Below are 19,463 nucleotides of genomic sequence, written 5' to 3'. Positions count from 1 at the left end.
CGCCCTCCCGGAGCCACGGTTACCGGGCGGACCAGTCCCGGTTTTCTTCGGTAATCTCAGGCGCAGAAGCGTACCGTCATCGATGAGGAAGGCAGAGGTGGGGCGCCATGTCCTTAATTCCCGCTTTGCGGCCGTCGAGCGTCGGGATCGCTCCTGTTTCCGTCTTGCGAAGGCCCGTTGCGCAGGAATCGGCACAGGCCCTCGTCCGAGCGGTTTCTCCGCTCGCTCGCCGCCTCGATCAAAGCCAACAAAACGGGCGCGAGGATTGCTACAGGCAGAAGCAGCCGAAGCATCATCGTGACGATTTGCTCTTTTGCAGCTCGGTTCGTTTAGCGTCCCAGTCGGGTGGGCTCTGACTGAGAATGTTGCGGACGAAGAAGTCCAGGAGTTTGCGCTCAGTATAGATGCCTGGCGCGCCGTGATCGGCACCAGGCACATAGACCATGTCGAAATCTTTTCCCGCCTTGATGAGTCGGTCGGCAAGCTGCAGCGAGGAGGACGGGTCGACATTGCGGTCCATTTCGCCCACGACGATCATCAGCTTGCCCCGCAGCCTGTAAGCATTGTCGATGGCGGAGGATTGGGAATATTCAATGCCGACTGGCCACCCCATCCACTGTTCGCTCCACCTGATCCTGTATATCCGGTTGTCGTAGCAGCCGCTGTTGGCGACCGCGACCTTATAGAATTCGGGATGGAAGAGCAGCGCGCCCACCGCGTTCTGGCCGCCTGCGGACCCGCCGAAAATGCCAACATTGGAGATATCGTACCACGGATACCTCGCGGCGGCCGCCTTATGCCATAGAATGCGATCGGGAAAGCCTGCGTCCTTCAGATTTTTCCAGGCAACGTCATGAAAGGCGCGCGAGCGGTTGTTGGTACCCATGCCATCGATCTGCACAACGACGAAGCCCAGCTGCGTGAGCGGCTCTGTCCGCGTTGAGAAGGATTTCGGGACGGAGGAGCCCTGGGGCCCGGCATAGATATTCTCCACCACCGGGTACTTCTTCTTCGGATCGAAATTGGCGGGCAGGTGGATCACGCCCCAGATATCAGTCTTGCCGTCGCGCCCCTTGGCGTGGAAGCTGAGTGGCGGCTGCCAGCCGGCGGCGACGAGCTCGGACATGTCGGCGGTCTCCACCTGCATGAGTTTGACATCGTCGCTGGCGCGGTAGAGCATCATGCGGGGCGGCAGATCGATGCGTGACCAGAGATCGACATAGTAGCGGCCGTCGGGAGAGAACTCGACATGGTGGTTGGCCGGCTCGGGCGTGAGCTCAGTCAGCCCCTCACCGTCGAAGCCGATGCGGTACGCATGGACGAAATAGGGGTCCTCCCCCGGGTTCCTCCCGCTCGCCTCGAACCAGATCTGGCGCTTGACCGGATCGACATGGTTGACCGCGCGGACCACCCACTCACCGCTGGTGATCTGGTTCTTGAGCGCGCCCGTCTGGCCGTCGAACAGGTACAGGTGCTCGTGCCCGTCGCGCTCGGACGCCCAGATGATCTCCTTCCCGTCGTCGACATCGTAACGAAAGATTTTCCCGGTACGGTGCTGGTTCATCACCAGCAGCCGGTAATCAACGAAGGTCGTGCTGGTCTCTTCGATCAGCGAGCGTGCGCGCCCTGTGGCGGCGTCTACCTCGACCAGCCGATAGAGCTGATGGCCGCGCTGGTTATATTCGAAAGTGAAGCCGCGACCGTCTGCCCACCATTGGAGAGCGGAAAGTTTGAAGGGGTTGGAGAACAGGGCGTTGTCGATCACGATCTGGCGCTGGCTGGCAATCTCGAACAGGACCGGCTGGGGCAGCGGAAGGACATCGCCCGGCTTGGGATAGACCATTGCCGAATATTCGCGCTGCAACCGGTCCGTCGACGAATTGAGGTAGGGGACCACCCGCTTGTAGCCGGGGCGAACGCGGTAGGCCGCGAGATGGCGCGAGTCCGGCGACCAGCTCAGTGTCGAAAAGACGTAGTAATTGCCCTCTGATCCATCCCGGCTCACCGCAACATCCTGCAATCCGTCATTGCTGCGCAGGAAAACATTGTGGTTCCTTATATAGACGATCCATTTGCCGTCGGGCGAGACGCTCCTCTGGTCGGGGTTATTCTTAGCCGGGGGGGTGTAGTCGTGGCGGAGCTGAAAGTCCGGCGCGTCCACATCCAAGTTTGTGCTGGTGCAAACATAGCTTGCAACGTCGCAGCTCCACCGGACCTGCTCAATCAGGAAGTCGAGCCTGCGACCATCCTCGGTCAGTTCGAAACGCTCGAAGGGAAGATCGCCTGCCTGATAGCTCTTATGGCTCGCTTCATTTAGCGCCGCCGCCAGACGGGCCTGGTCGAAGGCGGGCCGTTTCAAACCCGTGGCAGCATCGACTCGCATGAACTGCTGCTCGCCATGGCTAGTCCGGCGGTATATGAACGCGTTGGCTCCAGTCAGCCAGAACGGCCCCTCGGGGACATTCACGGTGAGCCCGCGATAGCGATCGTTGATCGTCAGTGCCCGCTCCAAATCGCTCGGCGCTAGCGGTGGATGTGCACCGGTTGAACCGTTGGCCAGCGCCCCAGCGGTTGCCGATCCCGATGCCCCTTCAATTAATAACGAGAGCGCCGAAGCGCCGATCTTGACCATATCTGTTCACCTCTTCGGTTTTCGGGAGACGCATTGTTGGATCTGGCTTTTCATCGCCGGTGTGCAGCAGCGCTGAGCGTTGCTCGAAGGAGTCAGCACGCGGGGTGCAGCCGAGACGGCAGTCACCATGACCCGTGCGCCCTACGCGGATATCCAGGAACTGGCCGGGTGAACCAGACTGAAGAGTTGGCGCCGAGCCAGCAGGGTATTTTCCATTTCCACAATGATGGAAAATTCAAAGCCCGATGACGCTTGCAATCACACTCCCTTCCTTTCTCTGTACCTGGAAGGGCCGGAATTGGGCCCGGCACAAAGTGTTGGCTATGGACATTCTCTGCATGGCTGTCGTCAGTCCGTTGATCCGTGTCCGGATGAACGATGCAATATGCGCGCCAAAGGAGATCCTTTTAGATCATGGCAATCGATCGGACTGTCTGTGTCGGGTGAACGACTTTAACGTCGCATATCCGACAGCTCGGACAACCCCAAGTCACATGACCTTGGGTGTATGTCGGTTGACAAAAGTGGACCGTCGGGCCGACGGCAAAAGGGCGCACGAGGCGCCCTTCATTCGACTCGGGCTGCGCGTAAGCCGACTTCGCCGGCGTCAGAAATGGTACGTGACGCCTGCGCCAATCAGCCAGGGGTCGAGCTCCGCCTTCCCCGTCTGCTTCGTGCCGGCCACGGTGACGTCGAAGTCTGGCTTCAGGAAAAGCTTCTTCACGTCGAAGTTGACGCCCCAGTGCTGGTCGACCATGTAGTCGAACCCGACCTGCAGCGCGGTGCCGAACGTGTTCTTGACCTTGAGATCATCGGCGCTGCCGGCTTGCTGATGATAGAAGATCGTATAGTTCACGCCGGCGCCGACATAGGGCTTGAAGGCGCCGAAATCGGTAAAGTGGTACTGCAATGTCAGCGTGGGCGGCAGCAGCCAAACCTTGCCGATATTCCCCAGCCCGCCGATCGAGCCTTGGCCTGTGATGTTGGCATAGGTGGTGCCGAGGATAAGCTCGGCTGCGACATTGTCCGTGAAGAAATACGAAATATCGAGTTCCGGCGTTACGGTGTTCGAATAGGAAAGACCGGAGCCGGGCACCGCGTTAACGTAGCCCGAATCCTCAGTGATAACCCCCAACGCGCGCAGGCGGATCTGCCAAGGGCTTGGCCATTCCCTGAACAAGGCACCCTCATCCGGGTCGCACGGTTCTGCAAGGTCTGCCGCGGCCGCCTGCTGTCCTACCAGCAACAGGACGACGGCCGCTGTGAGTCCCCGCAACACGTTCATTCGCTTTGTTGCCATAATGTTGTTTCCTTGCTCGTTAGACTTCACTTTGAATAGTCCTGCTGTGTTGATTGCTATCAACAGAATACTGGCGCGAATTATTTGCAAATTCTACGCGCATTGTTAGGCCTGTACTCACTTCGTCGAAGTTCGCCCTTGTTGACCTGCCGGTCGCCAATGAACGCTATCGGCGTGCGAGCCGATCGCGCTGCCAAGGAAATTGTCGCCAAGGCAATGAATGCGGCCCGCTCGGATTGTCCTTGCCGTAGCTGTGCCCGCCTGCGCTGGTCCGTAGAAGTAAGCGGGATAGGCATCGTATTAACGTAGCCCGAATATGTCCCCGAGGCGGCGCAGGCGGAACTGCCCAGAGCTTGGCTCCTAGATTGGTGTCGTAGACGGGCACGGGTAAGGGGGAGGCGGAGGGGGAGGCGGAGAGGCGCAGGGGGCTTTTGGAGTCGCGATAGCCGGCTGTGCCAGCAGCATCAAGACGACGGCCGCTGGTACTCCCCGCGCCACCTTCACTCGATTTGTTGCCATTATATTTCTCCTTGCTCTTCAGAAATGGTAGACTGCAATAGTCCTGCAGTATTGATTGATATCGACAGCGTGCGGGGCGCGCATTTGCGCAAACCGTGCTCGCATTATTTGCACCTTGTCGCAGTCCTCGACCTCTACTCACTCATTCGACGCCAGCCTTTCTCGAGCTCCCGGTCGTCTATGAAAGCTATCGGCGTGCCAGCCGATCGCGCTGCGAAGGAAGTGGATGCCAAGACTGATGAATGCAGCGCGCTCCCGATTGTCCTTGCCGTAGCCGTGGCCGCCCGCGCCGGGCTCGTAGAAGTACGCGGGATAGCCAAGGGCCTGCAGCTTTGCCGCCATCTTGCGCGCGTGGCCCGGATGGACGCGGTCGTCCCGCTTCGTGGTCGCGAGCAGGATAGGCGGATAGGGCTGTCCGGGCGTCGCGGCGTGATAGGCGGAGACTTCCTTCAGGAAAGCCCAATCGTCAGCCTTGTCGGGATCGCCATATTCGTCGATCCAGCTCGCGCCCGCCAGGAGCTTGGTGTAGCGGCGCATATCGATAAGCGGAACCGTGCAGAACAGCGCGCCGAAATGCTCAGGATAGCGGGTAAGCATGTTGGCGATCAGCAGGCCGCCATTTGAGCCGCCCTCGGCGGCAATCCGCCTCGGCAGCGTAATGCCCCTTCGCACGAGGTCGGCGGCAACGGCGGCGAAATCGTCATGGGCGAGACGCTTGCCCTCCCTCCGCCCGGCATCGTGCCACCGGGTGCCGAACTCGCCGCCCCCGCGGATGTTCGCCACCACACACGTGCCGCCGCGCTCGAGCCACAGCTTGCCGAGCGAGGAGTTGTAGGAGGGCAGGAGCGATATGCCGAACCCGCCATAGGCGCTGAGATGAACCGGGGCATCCTCGTTCCCATCCGCCGGACCGACCTGTGTATAGGGAATCATCTCACCATCGATCGATACTGCCTCGTGGCGCGTGACCACCAGGCCGGATGCGTCGAAATTCTCCGGGCTGCGCTTCAGGATTACTGAAGCGCTGACAGGCGGCGCGGCATTGAGATCGAATAGGAAAAGCTGCGGCGGGGTGATTGGATCATGAGCCCCGACCAGAACCTCCCCATTGGTCTCGTGGTCTGCGGCATCGAGTGACCAGAGGTGAACAGTCCCTTGCACGGGAACGGTGTCCAGGGCTCGGCGCGTCCATTCCTGCGGGCCCGGCGTGAACACCTCGAATCTCGGAACGAGGTTCGCCAGGTAGGCGATAATGAGCTTCCCGTCATTCCAGAAGAATGACTGCAGACAGCGCCTCTCGTCCGGTTCAAACAGGGTACTGAAACGGCGTTCGCCGGCCAGGAAAGAGGAAAGCGAGATGCCGATCAGCGCGTCGGCGTGATAGGTCGTCCCGGCAACCGTCCATGCTGTGCGCGGCTTTACCGCCAGCCAATCGCCGAAGTTACCCCACCAGGCGTCCTTAGGAAGGTCGATCTCAATCTTCGGCCCGCTTTCATCGCCAATGCGGACTATCTTCTCGAAGCAGGCCAGCTGCTCGATGAACCACACGCGCTCGCTCTCGGCGGTACGGTCCAGATGGCCAGACACACCCAGGGTTTCGGAACCGGTCTCGAAGATTACCGGCGCGGTGAGGGGATCCGCGCCACGCTTCCACAGTCGCACGGTGCGCGCGTAACCGGAGCGGGTGGCCATGCCATGACCAAGCGCACTGGAAAGCAGAAGCGTGTTGGGGTCGAGCCAATCAATGTCACCCTTGGCCTCGGGGAGATTGAAACCGTCGGCGACAAAGCTCAGAGAGCTCAGGTCGAATTCGCGATGCACGACCGCGTCGCTGCCGCCGCGCGACAGGCGCAAGACGGCTCTTTCGCGCGTCTCCGGCTCGATCGACGCGCCGCCCCAGACCCAGTCTTCTCCGTCGCTAGCCGCGAGGGCGTCCAGATCGACCAGTAGCTCCCATTGGGGATCCGCCTTCATATAGGCGGCAAGGGTGGTCCGGCGCCACAGTCCTCGCGGATTTCCGGCATCTTGCCAGAAATTGTAGAGGTACTGACCACGGCGCCAGATGGTGGGAATCTTGTCAGGACGGTCGAAAATCGCTGTCAGGGCCGCCCGGTCGCGCTCGAACTGCGTTCCCGCGAAGTGCTTCAGGGTCTTTGCCGACCGGCTGGCGGTCCACGCAAGTGCCGGTTCGCCTTCTACATCTTCAAGCCAAAGATGAGGGTCATCGTCGGGCGCATTCAGCGTTGGGCGGAAATCGAATTCGCTCATGTGCGAAAGACCTGAGGAATGAAGGCGCAATGGCTCTCGCCTGCTCGAGAAGGATCAATGTTTGCGGCGTCGCCCGCATGTTCGAAAAGCGTGATCATGGATGAGTTCTTCCCAGTCGGTGCGGCGTCGCAGTGCTTTTGCGCATAGGACCGCAACCGTCGTGCCAACTGGGAAATCCTTACGGAACAATGGGATCGCTCTGGCAGCGCTGTGTCAGATGTCAGACATCGTCGCGAATGCGACAACGAGCGTACCCCGTAATCACCGGATCAACCTCCGGCGCGAGCGGTGACACCGTGCAGCACTCAAGCAGGAGTGGCTGGGCTGTGGTCCAGCGGCAAAAAACCGGAGATTCGAGGAAAGGGCTGGGCGCCGCTTGGGCGACCTGATGGTGCCCAAGCCCTGCCGCAATCTTGGCCTGCACCGTTCCCTTGGTTGCATTCTTGAAGTCTGTCGATCAAGTCACCAAGCTGCATTCGGGCGAACGCATGGGACTCGTCCCTATGGCAACCTGGGCTGATGTCGGGCCGCCGTCCGATATGAGGGTTTAGGATTGGGGGAGCTCGGGCTCGGCGTAGTATCTCAACGAGACGCCTAATGGTCGACGATGTCTACCTGACGCTACGCATTGGTGTGCCGCGGCAACAGGGCAGTGCGGGGCAAGTCTGCTTGGAAGAATCAGCTGCAGCAGGCGCTAGTGAGCCCCGGCCGCTCCATCTCCATGCCGCTCGCAAAACCCCGGCGTGAGCACCGGCAAAAAGCGATCTGCGCGCCTCGCCGGTTCGTTTTGCGGTCCACTGAGCTGTCGGCTTAACCTGTACAACTATACAGGCTGCCATAGCGCGGAACTTGGCCTCCAATGGCGGAAATTCCCCCGAGGAGACCTCCATGACTGAGCTTATAGCGCCGGCGCTACGACAACTTTCCCACAAGCAGCGTGCAATCCACCGCCGCGCTAATGCGCCTGCAAGGAACGTCTGGAACGCGACGCAGGAGCCGATCACCGCCATCAAACCGGCTCCCTTGGCGTGCTCAGGCCGCGCTGGCTGTCGCTGCGCGGGTTCGACGGTCTGGTGGCCATTTGCGCGCGCCTTCTGCCCTCCAAGGTGCCAATGGCACACTCTTCGACCAAATGGCGTCATCGGGGTCTGGTGGCCCCGGCGCCGGTGCTTTGCCAGGTGGCATGATGTTTCGACCTCCCTGGGGGCGGGCAGGGGAGCACAGTGATGCCTACAGTTCTCGTGACTGGCGCGGATGAGGCTGATTGGCGCGATGAAAGATCGTACGATTACACCGCTGGTCTGACGCCGCGCGAATGGGCCTGGGAGTTCTTGCGCCGCAATCCAGCATTCCAGCGTGATTTGACGGCTGCAAGCCAGCAGGCCAATACTTTGTCGCACCAACCCTTTTTCGACGTGGTCGCGTCGCCCGGCGACCTGTCACAATGGGGTCTCCTGTTTCGCCGAGTCTTATGGGCGAAATTCGCTCGTATTCTGGTCTCCGCTCTGGTGCGTCCATGTGCTGCCGGTCATTGCAGAACAGCTGTCCGCATCCTCGGCGACATTGCCGTTCGAGCTCTCGGCGTTGCCATGTCGTGCGACGGTCCTGCTGGCGCCCGACAAGGGCCAGCATGTTCTTCTTCGCAATGCGGAACATACGCTCCAGCTCGCCGTCTCTGGCGCGGATATCTTGCGCCCTGTTTGCCTCCGCACCGAGGCGATCTGGCCAGCGATGCTTTCGAAGCCCCGTCTGAGGGCGCTCGAGTGCCTCAATGCTCTAAGTCTGGGTCAACACCTGCCCGCCCGCTTGTTTCCGCCGGAAAGACGCGGTCCGCGTTTGACCTTCGTTCTTCGTGCGCTCGACGGCTCACTTGCTGGAGCGTCACATCGTGAGCTCGCCGAAGCGCTGGTTGGTCAACGGCGCGTCCATGCCGACTGGAGGGATCCTCGCGATCATCTGCGCGACCGCATTCGCCGTGCCGTCTCGCGTGGCCGCGCCCTCATCAATGGAGGGTACAGAGATTTCCTTCTTTAAAAAGTGACAGTCCGCCCTGAGCGTCAGCGGGCGAACAGTTCGGAGCTAAAACCCGTTACCACCGATTGGCCCGCTCGACATGGCAGCGAACGGCCTTCGAGGGCGCTCTGGTTGAGGCATCCTCGATGCCAAGAGGCACGTTCGTATTGTCCGATAGCCGACAATGTCGAGTACGCAAGGTACAGGAACCTGACTCTCGGGTGTTTTTAAGCGCTTTTTGACCTGGCACGGTACATGCATGCTATTCAGCAAAACACGCGGACTGAGTGGTTCCCACCTCCACGAGAGTCGCTGAATTACGCCACCTCCCAAGGCGTACCCGGCCCGGCAGCGAGCTCAGTCTCCTGCCGGGCATCCGTGTTCAGATGTACTCGCGTTCAGAACTTCAAATTAGAGGCGCAATGCGGTACCTGTGGAGAGACAGATTCCGCGCATCGCCAGGCGCTCGACATTCGCATCGGCCTCACACCACGGGATGGTCAAAGAGCACGTATTTGGAAGGCGCGGTGCTTGAATCCCATTAAAACGTACTTGCGGCAGGCGGATTGCCAACTCCCGTTCAAAGTTGTTTCGAAGCGCGTCGATGCCACTCGCTAGACGCAGCCGCCGAGCCGCCTGTTCGCGGCAACGGCCAGTCAGACGGCTGCTTAGCTGTTCAGCGTCCCCGCGCCGTCGCCCGTCCTCCTGTTCACCATAAAAAAGCGGTTCGAGGCGCAACCCCTCCCTAATGTATAACGCGCCAACGCCTTTCGGGCCCTGGAATTTATGCGCTGATAGGGAGAGCAGATCGACTTCGACGAACTCGTCTGTCAGACCTATGGGTATACGACTAACAACCTGCGCGGCGTCCACGTGTAGGATCGCCTCCGGAGCGAGGCGGCATATCGGTCTAAACTCCAATGGGTTGAACGACGCCCATCTCGTGGTTCGCAGCCATCACAGAGAAGGCGGTGTCGGGCGTGAGTGTCGCAGCGAACGCATCTGGTCGATCCGACCTGACCCATTCGCTGGACGTAGCCTACTTCGGCGCGCGAGACTCTTCGGTCGAAGACTCTTGCTTCATAGAAGCCAAGACCGGCCTGCATTGGTCTACATGGGTATATTTTCGACTAAGTTGTCATGCTTATCACTTCTTTTCTGGATGCGGCCAGCTGTTCCTGCCGATAATTGCCCAGGTTGACGGCCGCCATGCGGAACGCAGAGGGAGCCTTTGGTCTTTGTGTAGTGGTGCGCTCGGCTTATTGGTTCACGATGATCTGGCCCAGATCGGCAAGGCACTCGACCACGTGGTCCGGTCTGAATGGAAACCGCTCTATGTCAGCCAGTTTCGTGACCCCAGTAAGCACAAGGGCTGTCTTCAGCCCCGATTCCAGCCCGGCGAGCACGTCGGTGTCCATGCGGTCACCGACCATGATGGTATCGACAGCTCGCACTCCGAGCCGGTCGAGCACGTTGCGCATCATGAACGGGTTCGGCTTCCCGACGAAATAGGGCTGACGGCCGGTGGCCTTCTCGATTAGTGCTGCGACTGCACCGCATGCCGGATGGGAGCCCCGCTCGGTCGGGCCAGTCGCATCCGGATTGGTGGCGAGAAAGCGCGCGCCCTTCGCCACAAGCTCGGCGCCAGTTGCGATCTGCTCATAGTGGTACGAAGTGGTGTCTCCGAGGACCACGAACTCGGGGGCAAACTCCGTTATCCGGCAGCCTGCCTGCCGCAGGGCCTCGACCAGACCGTGGTCGCCGATGACATAAGCAGATGATCCGTGCTTTTGTAGTTCCACGAACCGCGCGGTGGCGAGCGCCGAGGTGTAGATGTGCTCTGGCTGCACGGCGAAGCCAACCGCTCTTAGACGCTCGGCATGATCTTCGGGCGTGAAGCGCGAGTTATTGGTGAAGATCTGAAACGGCTCACCCTTGGCAACTAGCCCGGCGACATAGTCGACCGAGCCAGCAACCGGTTGGCCGCCGCGGACCAGGACCCCGTCCATGTCGAGCAGATGCGCTATAATCATTGGATCTCACCCCTCAATGTCTCTCGTGGATGCGCGGCCTGGGCACGTCTAGTGTCACTGTATCTTCTCCAGGCCGGAATACCGGCGACTGTAGCGATTCAGAGCGATGCGCGAAGGGCGCTCAATTGCTTGTGCGGCAATAAGGAGGTTGCGGCGTAAAAAGTGTCCGTGCGTCATCCGCTCGCCGTGCGGACGCGCTGCACCGTTGGGCTGACGACATTCGCTGCGTCAGCGCATCTGATGGACGATCGCGTTCTAGTTCGCGTGAACCACCTGGCGAGACGTTTCTCTGCAGAACCATCGTGATTGACGGCACCACAGTGATCCAGCATTGTCTCGCGCCGCGGACGCAAACACGCCGGTGCCTTGGCGGACTTTCCAATGGTCGGACAGCCTATCGAACGATTTCGAGAGTCGCTCCCGCGCCCAAGGTGTGATTCAGTACCGAATATTGACGCCGACCGCGAGTGGTTTACCCGTTCATTTGTTTTCGCGTTTCCGCCAAGTCAGGGTAACAGTCGGGCGCCTGCGATGTCCCTTCGCGAAGAGCCTGACCCGTTCAAAAGCCTGCTAGTCGCCGAGCTTGGGCTAGGGCATTTTTTGAGGCAGAGCCCCAGACACTTCGTTTTGAATTTCACGACAGCGAGCCGAAAACGTGGGTCGGAAAATGCCCCTCAACCCTATCTGAACGTGATCGGACAAAATTACTAAATGAGGCAATTGGGGCGCCGAACTGTGATCGGCACCTGCCCGTTCCGAAGAAGCTATACGTCGTTTAACAGGGGACATTTATGAGGCCCAAACGAGCGATTGCGGCCGAACCTATAATATCCATATAAGGGTGAGCTGTCGGCGGCGTGGATCTCCGGGTACTTCTTGATGCTGTCGCCCCGCACAGATGAGATGCTTGCCGCGGCTGGATAGGATGAGCAACGTACCGTCAGGTACCGGCGCCTTGGCTCGTCGCCGCAGAGGCGGTTCAACGTACTGGGCGCCTAGATGCACACTTAAGGCGCGCAGGCCGGGGTCGCGATAGACGACCCGAACCAGCCGCAAGCAGGTTCGCCAAAGCGCTCGATCATCCCTTTGGTTCATTCTGAGCCGGAGGTGTCCATCCACATAGAGATCAGATTCCGCCTATGCAGAGATATTTCATTTCGAGGTAGTCTTCGAGCCCATGGCGGGAACCCTCCCGCCCTATGCCGGACTGCTTCATTCCGCCAAAGGGCGCCGCTTCCGAAGACATCCGCCCCGTGTTGATGCCAACCATGCCATATTCCAATGTCTCGGCCACGCGCCAGACACGCCTCAGGTTCGAGGCATAGAAATAGGCGGCGAGGCCGTAGATCGTGTCGTTAGCCTCACGCACAACCTGATCCGCATCTTCGAAGCGAATGATCGGCGCCAGCGGCCCGAAAGTCTCCTCTTGCGCAACCGCCATGATGCTGGAAATTTCGGTGAGGACTGTGGGTTCGAAGAAGGTGCCATCCTTGCCGATACGTTCGGCCCCGCATCGAATTGTCCCACCTTTGGCAACGGCATCCGCGATGTGCGACTCGATCTTGGCCAAAGCATGTCTGTCGATGAGCGGTCCGAGGTCAACTCCGGCAGCGAAGCCGTCGCCAACCGACAAGTGCCGGACCTTCTCCACGAACTTCTCGACGAACTCATCGTGAACGCTCGATTGGACGTAAAGGCGGTTCGCTGAAACGCAAGTCTGGCCGGCGTTGCGGAACTTCGCCTGGATCGCGCCGTCAACGGCGGCGTCGATGTCGGCGTCATCAAAGACGATGAAAGGACCTTCTTGATCTGGTCCGAGCACTGGCGCATGAGCAACCGGCCAACCTCAGTCGAGCCTGTAAAGCTGATCTTTCGCACCTTGGGATTGGAGCAGAGTTCGCGTCCAACGGCGTCACCTTCGGACGCATAGACCAGGTTGATGACGCCGTCGGGAAAACCGGCTTGCTGCGCGAGGGCGAACATAGCGCCTGCCACGAGCGGCGTCTGTTCAGCAGGTTTGAGCACGAGCGCGCAGCCCGCCGCAAGGGCCGGCGAGATTTTGCGCGCCACCATCGACGCTGGGAAATTCCACGGCGTAATCGTGCCGACGACACCGATCGGCTGCTTGATCACCATCATGCGACGGTCAATCGATGGTGCGGGGATCGTCTCGCCATAGATGCGATTGGCTTCTTCGGCGTACCACTGCAGATACGCGGCCGCATGCGAAACCTCCGACTTGGCTTCCGCAAACGGCTTGCCCATCTCTGCGGTGAGGATGGCGGCAAGATCACCGGCGTGGTCAACAGTCAGCTGGTGCCATCGCCACAGAACGTCGCTGCGTTCTCGGGCGGTCAGCGCCGCCCATCCGGGCTGCGCGACATGGGCCTTGTCTACCGCAGCGCGTGTCTCCTCCACGCCCATATCGGGAAGTTCTGCCAGCACTTCGCCACTCGATGGGTTGAGGACCTCGAATGTCCGCTCGCTAACTGGCGTGCCGAGTGCTGGCAGGCGATCGATGGCGCCAAACAGGTCCGGGGATTTCAGGTGGCGGATCATCGGCAGGCGCAGGGGCAATACCGGATTCCTCACAAATGCGGCGGATATGTATGTTGGCAGGCATCGGCGTGTACTCCGCACCTGCGGGTTCCTTATAGGGCCTCGGCCAAGCGGCTGGTATACCATTCCACTCAACTTGAAAGGGAGAATTTTTGAACTCTTCTGGTCGATGGCTTGCGGGTTCTCACCGGTGCAAACTGAACAATGGACATCGGCTTCCCACCGCGGGTAGCTCTGCGGATCACGATCGGTGTCCTCCGCAAACCCGAAGGTGAGGCTGGCATTATAAAGATTACTGGACAAAAACTGGGGTCGGAGCTTCCTGCCCAAAAAGTTGCTTTGCACGCTTCTTCCAAGCTTCTCATGCCGCCTTTTCAGCGCGTTATTATCGAGGCTCGTGTGGAAAGCCGCGATCGGTCCGCCAGTCTGAATAAACTCGCGACTCCAAACGGAAAATCCGCGCCATCGACGCATTGTGCGAAGAGAACACTAGCCTGCCAGAACACAACTGCTTTGTCGAGGTCGCACATGACTTTGAACCAGTGACAGAACCGGCTTTACCCAATAAACGACCGATAAATACCCAAACGACGCGAACTCCTATACTTTGCGGGGGCTGCCGGCTATGCCGGGCGGGGGTCTATGGTTACCGCCACCGAACCGCAAAGGTGCGTTTCGGCCCAAGCAGGTGACGATCCCTAGCTGGAAAAGCGGCACTCCTCGTCGGGGGCCCGGGTCCCGTGTTCCGCCCTCGGCGGTGCTATGCTGACATTCTGCGTCTGCCCTCTTAACCGATCTGTCACTGCGGTCAGGCCCGCGTCCCGGCCCTTCGGCCGGCGCAAGCGCTGACGCTCCTTTGGCTGCCTCATTTTCTGTGCGAGGCGCTCTTCGATCTCGACCGGCTCAATTAAAAGACATCCTAACTTTCGCGTGTTTCATATACGGGAAAGTTAGAATCCCTTCCTTGCCAACTGTTGGCTAATCAGCATAAACGCAGTTCCCAAGACGATCAGCGCGAAGCTTGGCAGAGCGCGAGACTGTTCGTCGTCACGGTACGCCGGCAAGCCGCGGGCCAACGCCCATAATGGCGGGCTCGGCCGACAGCAGTTTCTTCGCCGCCGCCCTGACCTGGTCGAGCGTCACCTGCTCGATGAGGGCAGGGCGGTGCTGGATGTAGTCTATGCCGCGCTTGTCGAGCTGCAGCCTGAGAAGCGTGGCTGAAATCGCCGTGGAGGAACCCAGATTGCTCATAGCATAGGCCCCGATCAGATACTTTTTGCTCGCTTCGAGCTCGGCCGCTGTTGGCCCGGTGTCCACCAGCTCCTTGATTACTTGTCTAATCAGGTCGAGCGTCTCCGCCGCCCTGTCGGCGCGCGTCGACGTGGTCACGACAAGCGTGTTGGAATGCTGGTGGCCTTCCAAACTAGAGGACACATCGTAGGCCAGGCCACGCTTTTCCCGCACTTCCTGGAACAGACGTGAGGTGAATGGCGAGCCTCCGAGTATATCGTTTATCAGCTGCGCGGCATAGAATTCCGGGTCGCTGCGTCCGACGCCGGGAAAAGCCAGTTGGAGCGAAGTCTGGGGCAGGGCGTATGCGACCAACGTCCACTGGCCGAGCTTCGGGGTGACATCAGGTACCTGGGCGAGCGCCTGCCTCTGAGGCAAATCGCCGAACAACTGGTCGAGCCTTGCACTCAGGGCTTTAGCATCGATGTCGCCGACAACCGCCACGTGCAGCCCCTCGCGGGCGAAAGCGGCCTTGTGGAAGGCGCTTAGATCGGCGGGCGTTATGCGGGCCAGGCTTTCCTTGGTGCCCTCGGGCGGCCTCGAATACGGATGCGCGCCGTAGAGCCTGCGCCGCCATGCATCCCTGCCGATCGCGTGAGGTTCGCGCTCGTTGGCAATAATGCCGGAGAGAAGCTGAGCGCGGATTCGGTCAAAGGGTTCCTGATCGAAGCGGGGCCTGTTCAACGCGAGCCTGATGAGATCGAAAGCGGCGTCCTGGCGCTGGGAAAGCATGCGCACCGAGCCATAGATGCCGTCAGGCCGCGCGTGGAAGCTCATCTCAGCGCCGGCATCATCGAGCCGCACCTGAAAGGTGTCGCCGCCGTGATCGCCTGCGCCCTCGTCGAACAAGCCGGTCATCAAATTGGCAAGCCCCTCCTTACCGGCCGGGTCCTGGCTGGTGCCGCCGTCAAACACGAACTGGAGCGTGACGATCGGCAGCTTATGGTCTTCCACCAGCCAGGCGGTGATCCCCTTTTCAGATTTCACCTCCTGGATGTTCGCCGCAGCACGGGCGGTACACGCTGGCAGGGTGAGGAAGAAAATAGCAAGGCAAAGGACAGCCAGCCAGGAGGCGAGGCGCCAGCCTTGTCCAAAAGGAGAGGGCAATGCCGGTGGAATGGCCCTGCGGAATTGGTTCGTCATCATATCAATTTTCCTTGGGCAGGAGATAGCCGGTGGTCGAATGGTCGGACACGAGGTAGCGGGCGGCAACGGCCTTAACCTGATCGGCCGTGACCTTGCGGATGCGGTCCGGCCATTCCTCGACGTCTTTCACATTGCCGCCTGTGGCAAGCGTGGCGCCATACATGCCAGCGACGGAGACCTGCTCGTCATGGGCGAAGATGAACGAGCGGATATAGCGGTTTTTCGTCTTCTCCAGTTCGTCGCTGGTGATGCCGTTCCTGGCGATGCGCGCTATCTCGGCGTCGACTGCGGCCTCGACATCCGCAAGCTTCGCCTTGCCGCGCGGCCAGCCGCGGATGCTGAACTTGCCAGCATCCAGCATGGTGCCCTCGAAATCAGCGTCGGCCGCTGCGGCTATGCCCTGCTTCACAACGAGCTCCTGGTACAGCCGGCTGCGGTTGCCCCCGGCGAGAATCTGTGCCAGCAGGTCCAGCGCCTCGGCTTCGCCGGGCTCGGCGGTGCGATAGGACGGCACCACCCAACATCTGGAAAAGATGGGGACCGAAACGCGGCCATCCCTTAGCGTCAATGTGCGCCTAGTGTTCTGCACCGGCTCAGACGGGCGTTCGCGTGGCGGCAGATCTGGTCCACGCGGGACCTTGCCATAGGTCTTCTCGGCCAGCGCCTTCACGGCCTCGGGCTCGACGTCGCCTGCCACCACCAGCACGGCGTTGTTCGGCCAGTACTTGTCATAAAAAGCCACGGCGTCGTTGCGGTCCAGCTTCTCGATCTCGTGCATCCAGCCGATCACCGGGATCCGGTAGGGTTGGCTCTGCCAGAGCGTCGTGACGACCTCCTCATCGAGAAGCGCCTCCGGATTGTTGTCGACCCTCAAGCGACGCTCCTCGCGGACCACGTCCCGCTCGGTGTTGATGACGTCATCCGTGAGGGTGAGATTGCGCATGCGATCAGCCTCGAAGCTCATCATCTGCTCCACTGCCGAGGGCGCCACTCTTTCGTAGAAGGCAGTATAATCGTAAGAGGTGAAGGCGTTTAGCGAGCCCCCGATCTCCGCCACCGCGCGGTCCAACTCGCCGGCGCCGTGATTGGCCGTCCCTTTGAACATCAGATGCTCGAAGAAATGCGCGATGCCGGATTTGCCCGGAGGCTCGTCGGCACTGCCGACCTTGTACCACACCATATGGGTGACGATGGGCGCGCGGTGATCGGGGATGACGACCACCTCCATGCCGTTGTCGAGCAGGAAATTCGCTATGTCATAGGCGGCCGCCGGAGACGGCGCGGTCGTCAGAAATGCCAGCGCGGTCGCAAAAAGTGCGCCCCGCAGCCAAGCAGACGGTGGCTTCGGTTGTGGTGACCGGGCGATGGACAAAGTTCGCACGGAAGTGAGTTGTCCCTCAATTTGAAGGTGCTGCGTCCCTGTCGCCCCCACTGGGAGAAGGTGGATCGGTGGGCAGCGCCGGTCCAGACGAGCCCTCACAATGCTGCCAGGCCCGGCTTGGATGTCAGTTTTGAGTAGGTCGGCGAAAGGTGGGGCGGCATTTTTCTGGGTGGGGATCATGGGACGACTCTCCTGCGTGTTTTGCATGACCCCGCAGGAACCGTGCCAGATGAGAAAGCCGTTTCGGCGATGCGATTCAACGGACTCTCTGTTGCGTACCTCCGACATTGTCCGACGTCTGACACTGCCGAATGGGGGGCGCTTGCCGCTTAAAGAGGTGGCTACGTGAACTACCCTTAGGACAGCGGCGAAGATGGTGGCGTCAGCGCGCCCGTAGTTGCTGGTCGTCCGCGTACTCTTGCTCACGTCGGCCGACCGCAGGTGCCTAACAGGACTCCAAACCAGCGATAGACGCGGTTCTGGAATTTACCGGAGCTTTTCAGAACTTGTGTTTGCCATTCGGAGCGCCAGCGCGGGAGACGCTGTCCGCGACAGGCGGTCATGATGGAGCTTGCGAGCCGCTTTAGCGATTTGACCGGGCTTTTGCTATTTTAGCTTTTGCTGCCCTAAAGTCTCGGATATGAAGCGGACCTGGCTTATGGCCTGCCTACATTGAATTGTTACAAAGGAATACGCTATGGCGACTGGAACGGTGAAGTGGTTCAACAGCACCAAGGGATTCGGTTTTATCCAGCCTGACAACGGAGGTCAGGACGTTTTCGTCCACATTTCCGCTGTCGAACGAGCGGGCCTTTCGACCCTTAATGAGGGCCAGAAGATCAACTATGAGGTCGAACAGGACCGCCGTACTGGCAAATCATCCGCTGGCAGTCTCAGCAAAGCTGGCTGACCTTTTTCTGCTTCTGCCCGGCAAGAGCCGGGCAGAAGTGCCACTGACCGCGCCATAGGAGCGGGCAAGAACACGGATCCCCGCCGACTGGGGCAGCGGATTGTAGCAAGCTGCTAAGTTCTACTGCCACACGATGTTGCAAGCGAAGAGGGGCGGGTCCCAGCCCTCTTACTTTCTGCAGCAGATGTTTATCGCATTCTCGATCGAGCGTGCCGGGGAATGAACGAGCAATTCAGCCAGGCTCCAGCGATCGACACCTCCTGGATCAAGAGGGCAGGGTACATTTGGCCCTGAGGGGACCTGGACCCATCAAGCCTCGCTGGACCTCTTTGGTGACCAAGTTGAACTCGTTCCGTTCAGCGACGGATTGTTCGAAGCATATGAGAATGGCTGCGTCCACGTTGCATGCGTCCCAGCTACGACCTCTCTGGTCGGAGCCACTCCCGACCTCGACCAAGTCTTGAGCTTGAGGGCTCCTACGATATCGCCGAGTACCCGAAGGTCCTGAGCTACAGCCTCATGGCCAGCAAGGATGCGAGTTTCTCGAAGATCGCTAAGGTGGTGGGCCACCCCGTGGCTCTGCAGGAGGTGGCCGGGTGGCTCGACGAGAACATGCCCAATGTCCAGCGAGAGAGCCGTCGGGGATCGACATCTTTCGTGGCAGAGCAAAAATCTCCCTCGATAGCAGCCTTTGGTCCTGCGCTTGGTGCCAAGCTGTACAAGCTGCAGATATTGCGAACAGGAATTGAAAAAGGGCTGCATAACGCTACGCGGTGGTGGGTGCTCGGGCGCAGGACCCCTGCGCCGACAGGATTTGACCGGACAACACTTCACCTCCGCGTTTCAGAGCAAAATCTCAGTTGTGTCCTGAACAGGTTCTCGAACGACAATTTAGCCGTTCTCAATGTCTATCAGCGTCCGACCTGCGATCGGCTGGACACCCATCAGTATGTCATCGATGTCGCTGGACACGTTTTGACGCACCCGGCGCTGGCCGCGTTGGCGGAGATTGATGGCCTGAGAATTCTCGGATCGTACCCACGTCGCTATTAGTTGTGGCTAGGCTAGGCTAGTTTCCGTCCATAACCCAAACTATTGATCCTCATCACTGACGAACAAGGGGCTGCCGCATCGAACCTGATGCGATGTACACGTAATACCGCGCACCATGGACGAGATCATCGCGCCGACGACTTGTCGTTCACGCCCAGTTTCTTGCCTGCGAAACGGTGGTACTCATGGGCACAGATGTCGATCGGCCGGACATCTCGCAAAACCAGTCACCGTTGTAAGGTTGTAATGCGTTATCGGCCGCACGCTCGTCCATTCGGGAAGGTCCAACACTTCAATCCGCGCAGGGGCGCCGTGACCGGGGCCTGCGGCATTTTTACGAGCGTGCCCTTTGGCACGAG

At 60.0% G+C, this 19,463-nt stretch carries 10 protein-coding genes and 3 pseudogenes; 5 read left to right on the top strand and 8 right to left on the bottom strand.

The features are described 5' to 3' along the window. Positions 1 to 292: 292 nt before the first annotated feature. The 3 genes from AC0L18_RS10380 to AC0L18_RS10370 form a co-directional block, all read right to left on the bottom strand. A complete protein-coding gene (locus AC0L18_RS10380; protein WP_473492031.1) occupies positions 293 to 2,632 on the bottom strand; it encodes a S9 family peptidase in 2,340 nt (779 codons plus the stop codon). Positions 2,633 to 3,239: 607 nt separating this feature from the next. Further along, a complete protein-coding gene (locus AC0L18_RS10375; protein WP_473492074.1) occupies positions 3,240 to 3,917 on the bottom strand; it encodes an OmpW/AlkL family protein in 678 nt (225 codons plus the stop codon). 672 nt (positions 3,918 to 4,589) lie between these two features. Next, positions 4,590 to 6,719 (bottom strand): prolyl oligopeptidase family serine peptidase, encoded by a 2,130-nt coding sequence (locus AC0L18_RS10370; RefSeq protein ID WP_473492030.1) that lies wholly within the window; start codon positions 6,717 to 6,719, stop codon positions 4,590 to 4,592. A gap of 1,226 nt (positions 6,720 to 7,945) precedes the next feature. On the opposite strand from AC0L18_RS10370, the pseudogene AC0L18_RS10365 reads away from it, so the two are divergent. Further along, a pseudogene (locus AC0L18_RS10365) lies at positions 7,946 to 8,122 on the top strand (transcriptional regulator domain-containing protein); the annotation flags it as partial. Positions 8,123 to 8,237: 115 nt separating this feature from the next. Beyond that, complete coding sequence (locus AC0L18_RS10360; protein WP_473492028.1) at positions 8,238 to 8,753, top strand: DUF2285 domain-containing protein; 516 nt, start codon at positions 8,238 to 8,240, stop codon at positions 8,751 to 8,753. A gap of 390 nt (positions 8,754 to 9,143) precedes the next feature. Here the strand turns inward: AC0L18_RS10360 and AC0L18_RS10355 are convergent, their stop codons facing one another. The 5 genes and pseudogenes from AC0L18_RS10355 to AC0L18_RS10335 form a co-directional block, all read right to left on the bottom strand. Beyond that, the gene (locus tag AC0L18_RS10355; RefSeq protein WP_473492026.1) at positions 9,144 to 9,653 is read right to left on the bottom strand and encodes an aminotransferase class V-fold PLP-dependent enzyme; all 510 of its coding nucleotides are present in this window, start codon (positions 9,651 to 9,653) and stop codon (positions 9,144 to 9,146) included. A 338-nt stretch (positions 9,654 to 9,991) separates the two neighbouring features. After that, a complete protein-coding gene (locus AC0L18_RS10350; protein WP_473492024.1) occupies positions 9,992 to 10,765 on the bottom strand; it encodes an HAD-IIA family hydrolase in 774 nt (257 codons plus the stop codon). A 1,126-nt stretch (positions 10,766 to 11,891) separates the two neighbouring features. Next, positions 11,892 to 13,342, bottom strand: a pseudogene (locus tag AC0L18_RS10345) (NAD-dependent succinate-semialdehyde dehydrogenase). 1,029 nt (positions 13,343 to 14,371) lie between these two features. Continuing rightward, entirely contained in the window at positions 14,372 to 15,757 is a 1,386-nt protein-coding gene (locus AC0L18_RS10340; RefSeq protein WP_473492073.1) for a M16 family metallopeptidase, read from the bottom strand. Positions 15,758 to 15,761: 4 nt separating this feature from the next. Continuing rightward, on the bottom strand, positions 15,762 to 17,348 hold the full coding sequence (locus AC0L18_RS10335; protein WP_473492023.1) for a M16 family metallopeptidase: 1,587 nt from the start codon (positions 17,346 to 17,348) through the stop codon (positions 15,762 to 15,764). 490 nt (positions 17,349 to 17,838) lie between these two features. Here AC0L18_RS10335 and AC0L18_RS10330 point away from each other — a divergent pair, with 490 nt between their 5' ends. The 3 genes and pseudogenes from AC0L18_RS10330 (at position 17,839) to AC0L18_RS10320 (ending at position 19,104) form a co-directional block, all read left to right on the top strand. Next, positions 17,839 to 18,051, top strand: a complete 213-nt coding sequence (locus tag AC0L18_RS10330) for a cold-shock protein (protein WP_008874821.1) — start codon at positions 17,839 to 17,841, stop codon at positions 18,049 to 18,051. A 292-nt stretch (positions 18,052 to 18,343) separates the two neighbouring features. Next, positions 18,344 to 18,559, top strand: a pseudogene (locus tag AC0L18_RS10325) (prephenate dehydratase domain-containing protein); the annotation flags it as partial. Further along, positions 18,457 to 19,104, top strand: a complete 648-nt coding sequence (locus tag AC0L18_RS10320; RefSeq protein ID WP_473492022.1) for a prephenate dehydratase domain-containing protein — start codon at positions 18,457 to 18,459, stop codon at positions 19,102 to 19,104. The pseudogene AC0L18_RS10325 and the gene AC0L18_RS10320, both read left to right, overlap by 103 nt. Positions 19,105 to 19,463: the final 359 nt, after the last annotated feature.

It is taken from the genome of Mesorhizobium sp. WSM4819 (assembly GCF_055811215.1).
Note: the sequence above shows the minus strand (reverse complement) of the source record. Positions and strands in the feature narration are given on the sequence as shown.

Excerpts from the sequence above, each read along its gene's own strand:
- AC0L18_RS10375 (WP_473492074.1), bottom strand. The coding sequence starts at position 3,917 with ATGAACGTGTTGCGGGGACTCACAGCGGCCGTCGTCCTGTTGCTGGTA.
- AC0L18_RS10340 (WP_473492073.1), bottom strand. The coding sequence starts at position 15,757 with ATGACGAACCAATTCCGCAGGGCCATTCCACCGGCATTGCCCTCTCCT.
- AC0L18_RS10380 (WP_473492031.1), bottom strand. The coding sequence starts at position 2,632 with ATGGTCAAGATCGGCGCTTCGGCGCTCTCGTTATTAATTGAAGGGGCA.
- AC0L18_RS10335 (WP_473492023.1), bottom strand. The coding sequence starts at position 17,348 with ATGCAAAACACGCAGGAGAGTCGTCCCATGATCCCCACCCAGAAAAAT.
- AC0L18_RS10330 (WP_008874821.1), top strand. The coding sequence starts at position 17,839 with ATGGCGACTGGAACGGTGAAGTGGTTCAACAGCACCAAGGGATTCGGT.
- AC0L18_RS10370 (WP_473492030.1), bottom strand. The coding sequence starts at position 6,719 with ATGAGCGAATTCGATTTCCGCCCAACGCTGAATGCGCCCGACGATGAC.
- AC0L18_RS10320 (WP_473492022.1), top strand. The coding sequence starts at position 18,457 with ATGCGTCCCAGCTACGACCTCTCTGGTCGGAGCCACTCCCGACCTCGA.
- AC0L18_RS10350 (WP_473492024.1), bottom strand. The coding sequence starts at position 10,765 with ATGATTATAGCGCATCTGCTCGACATGGACGGGGTCCTGGTCCGCGGC.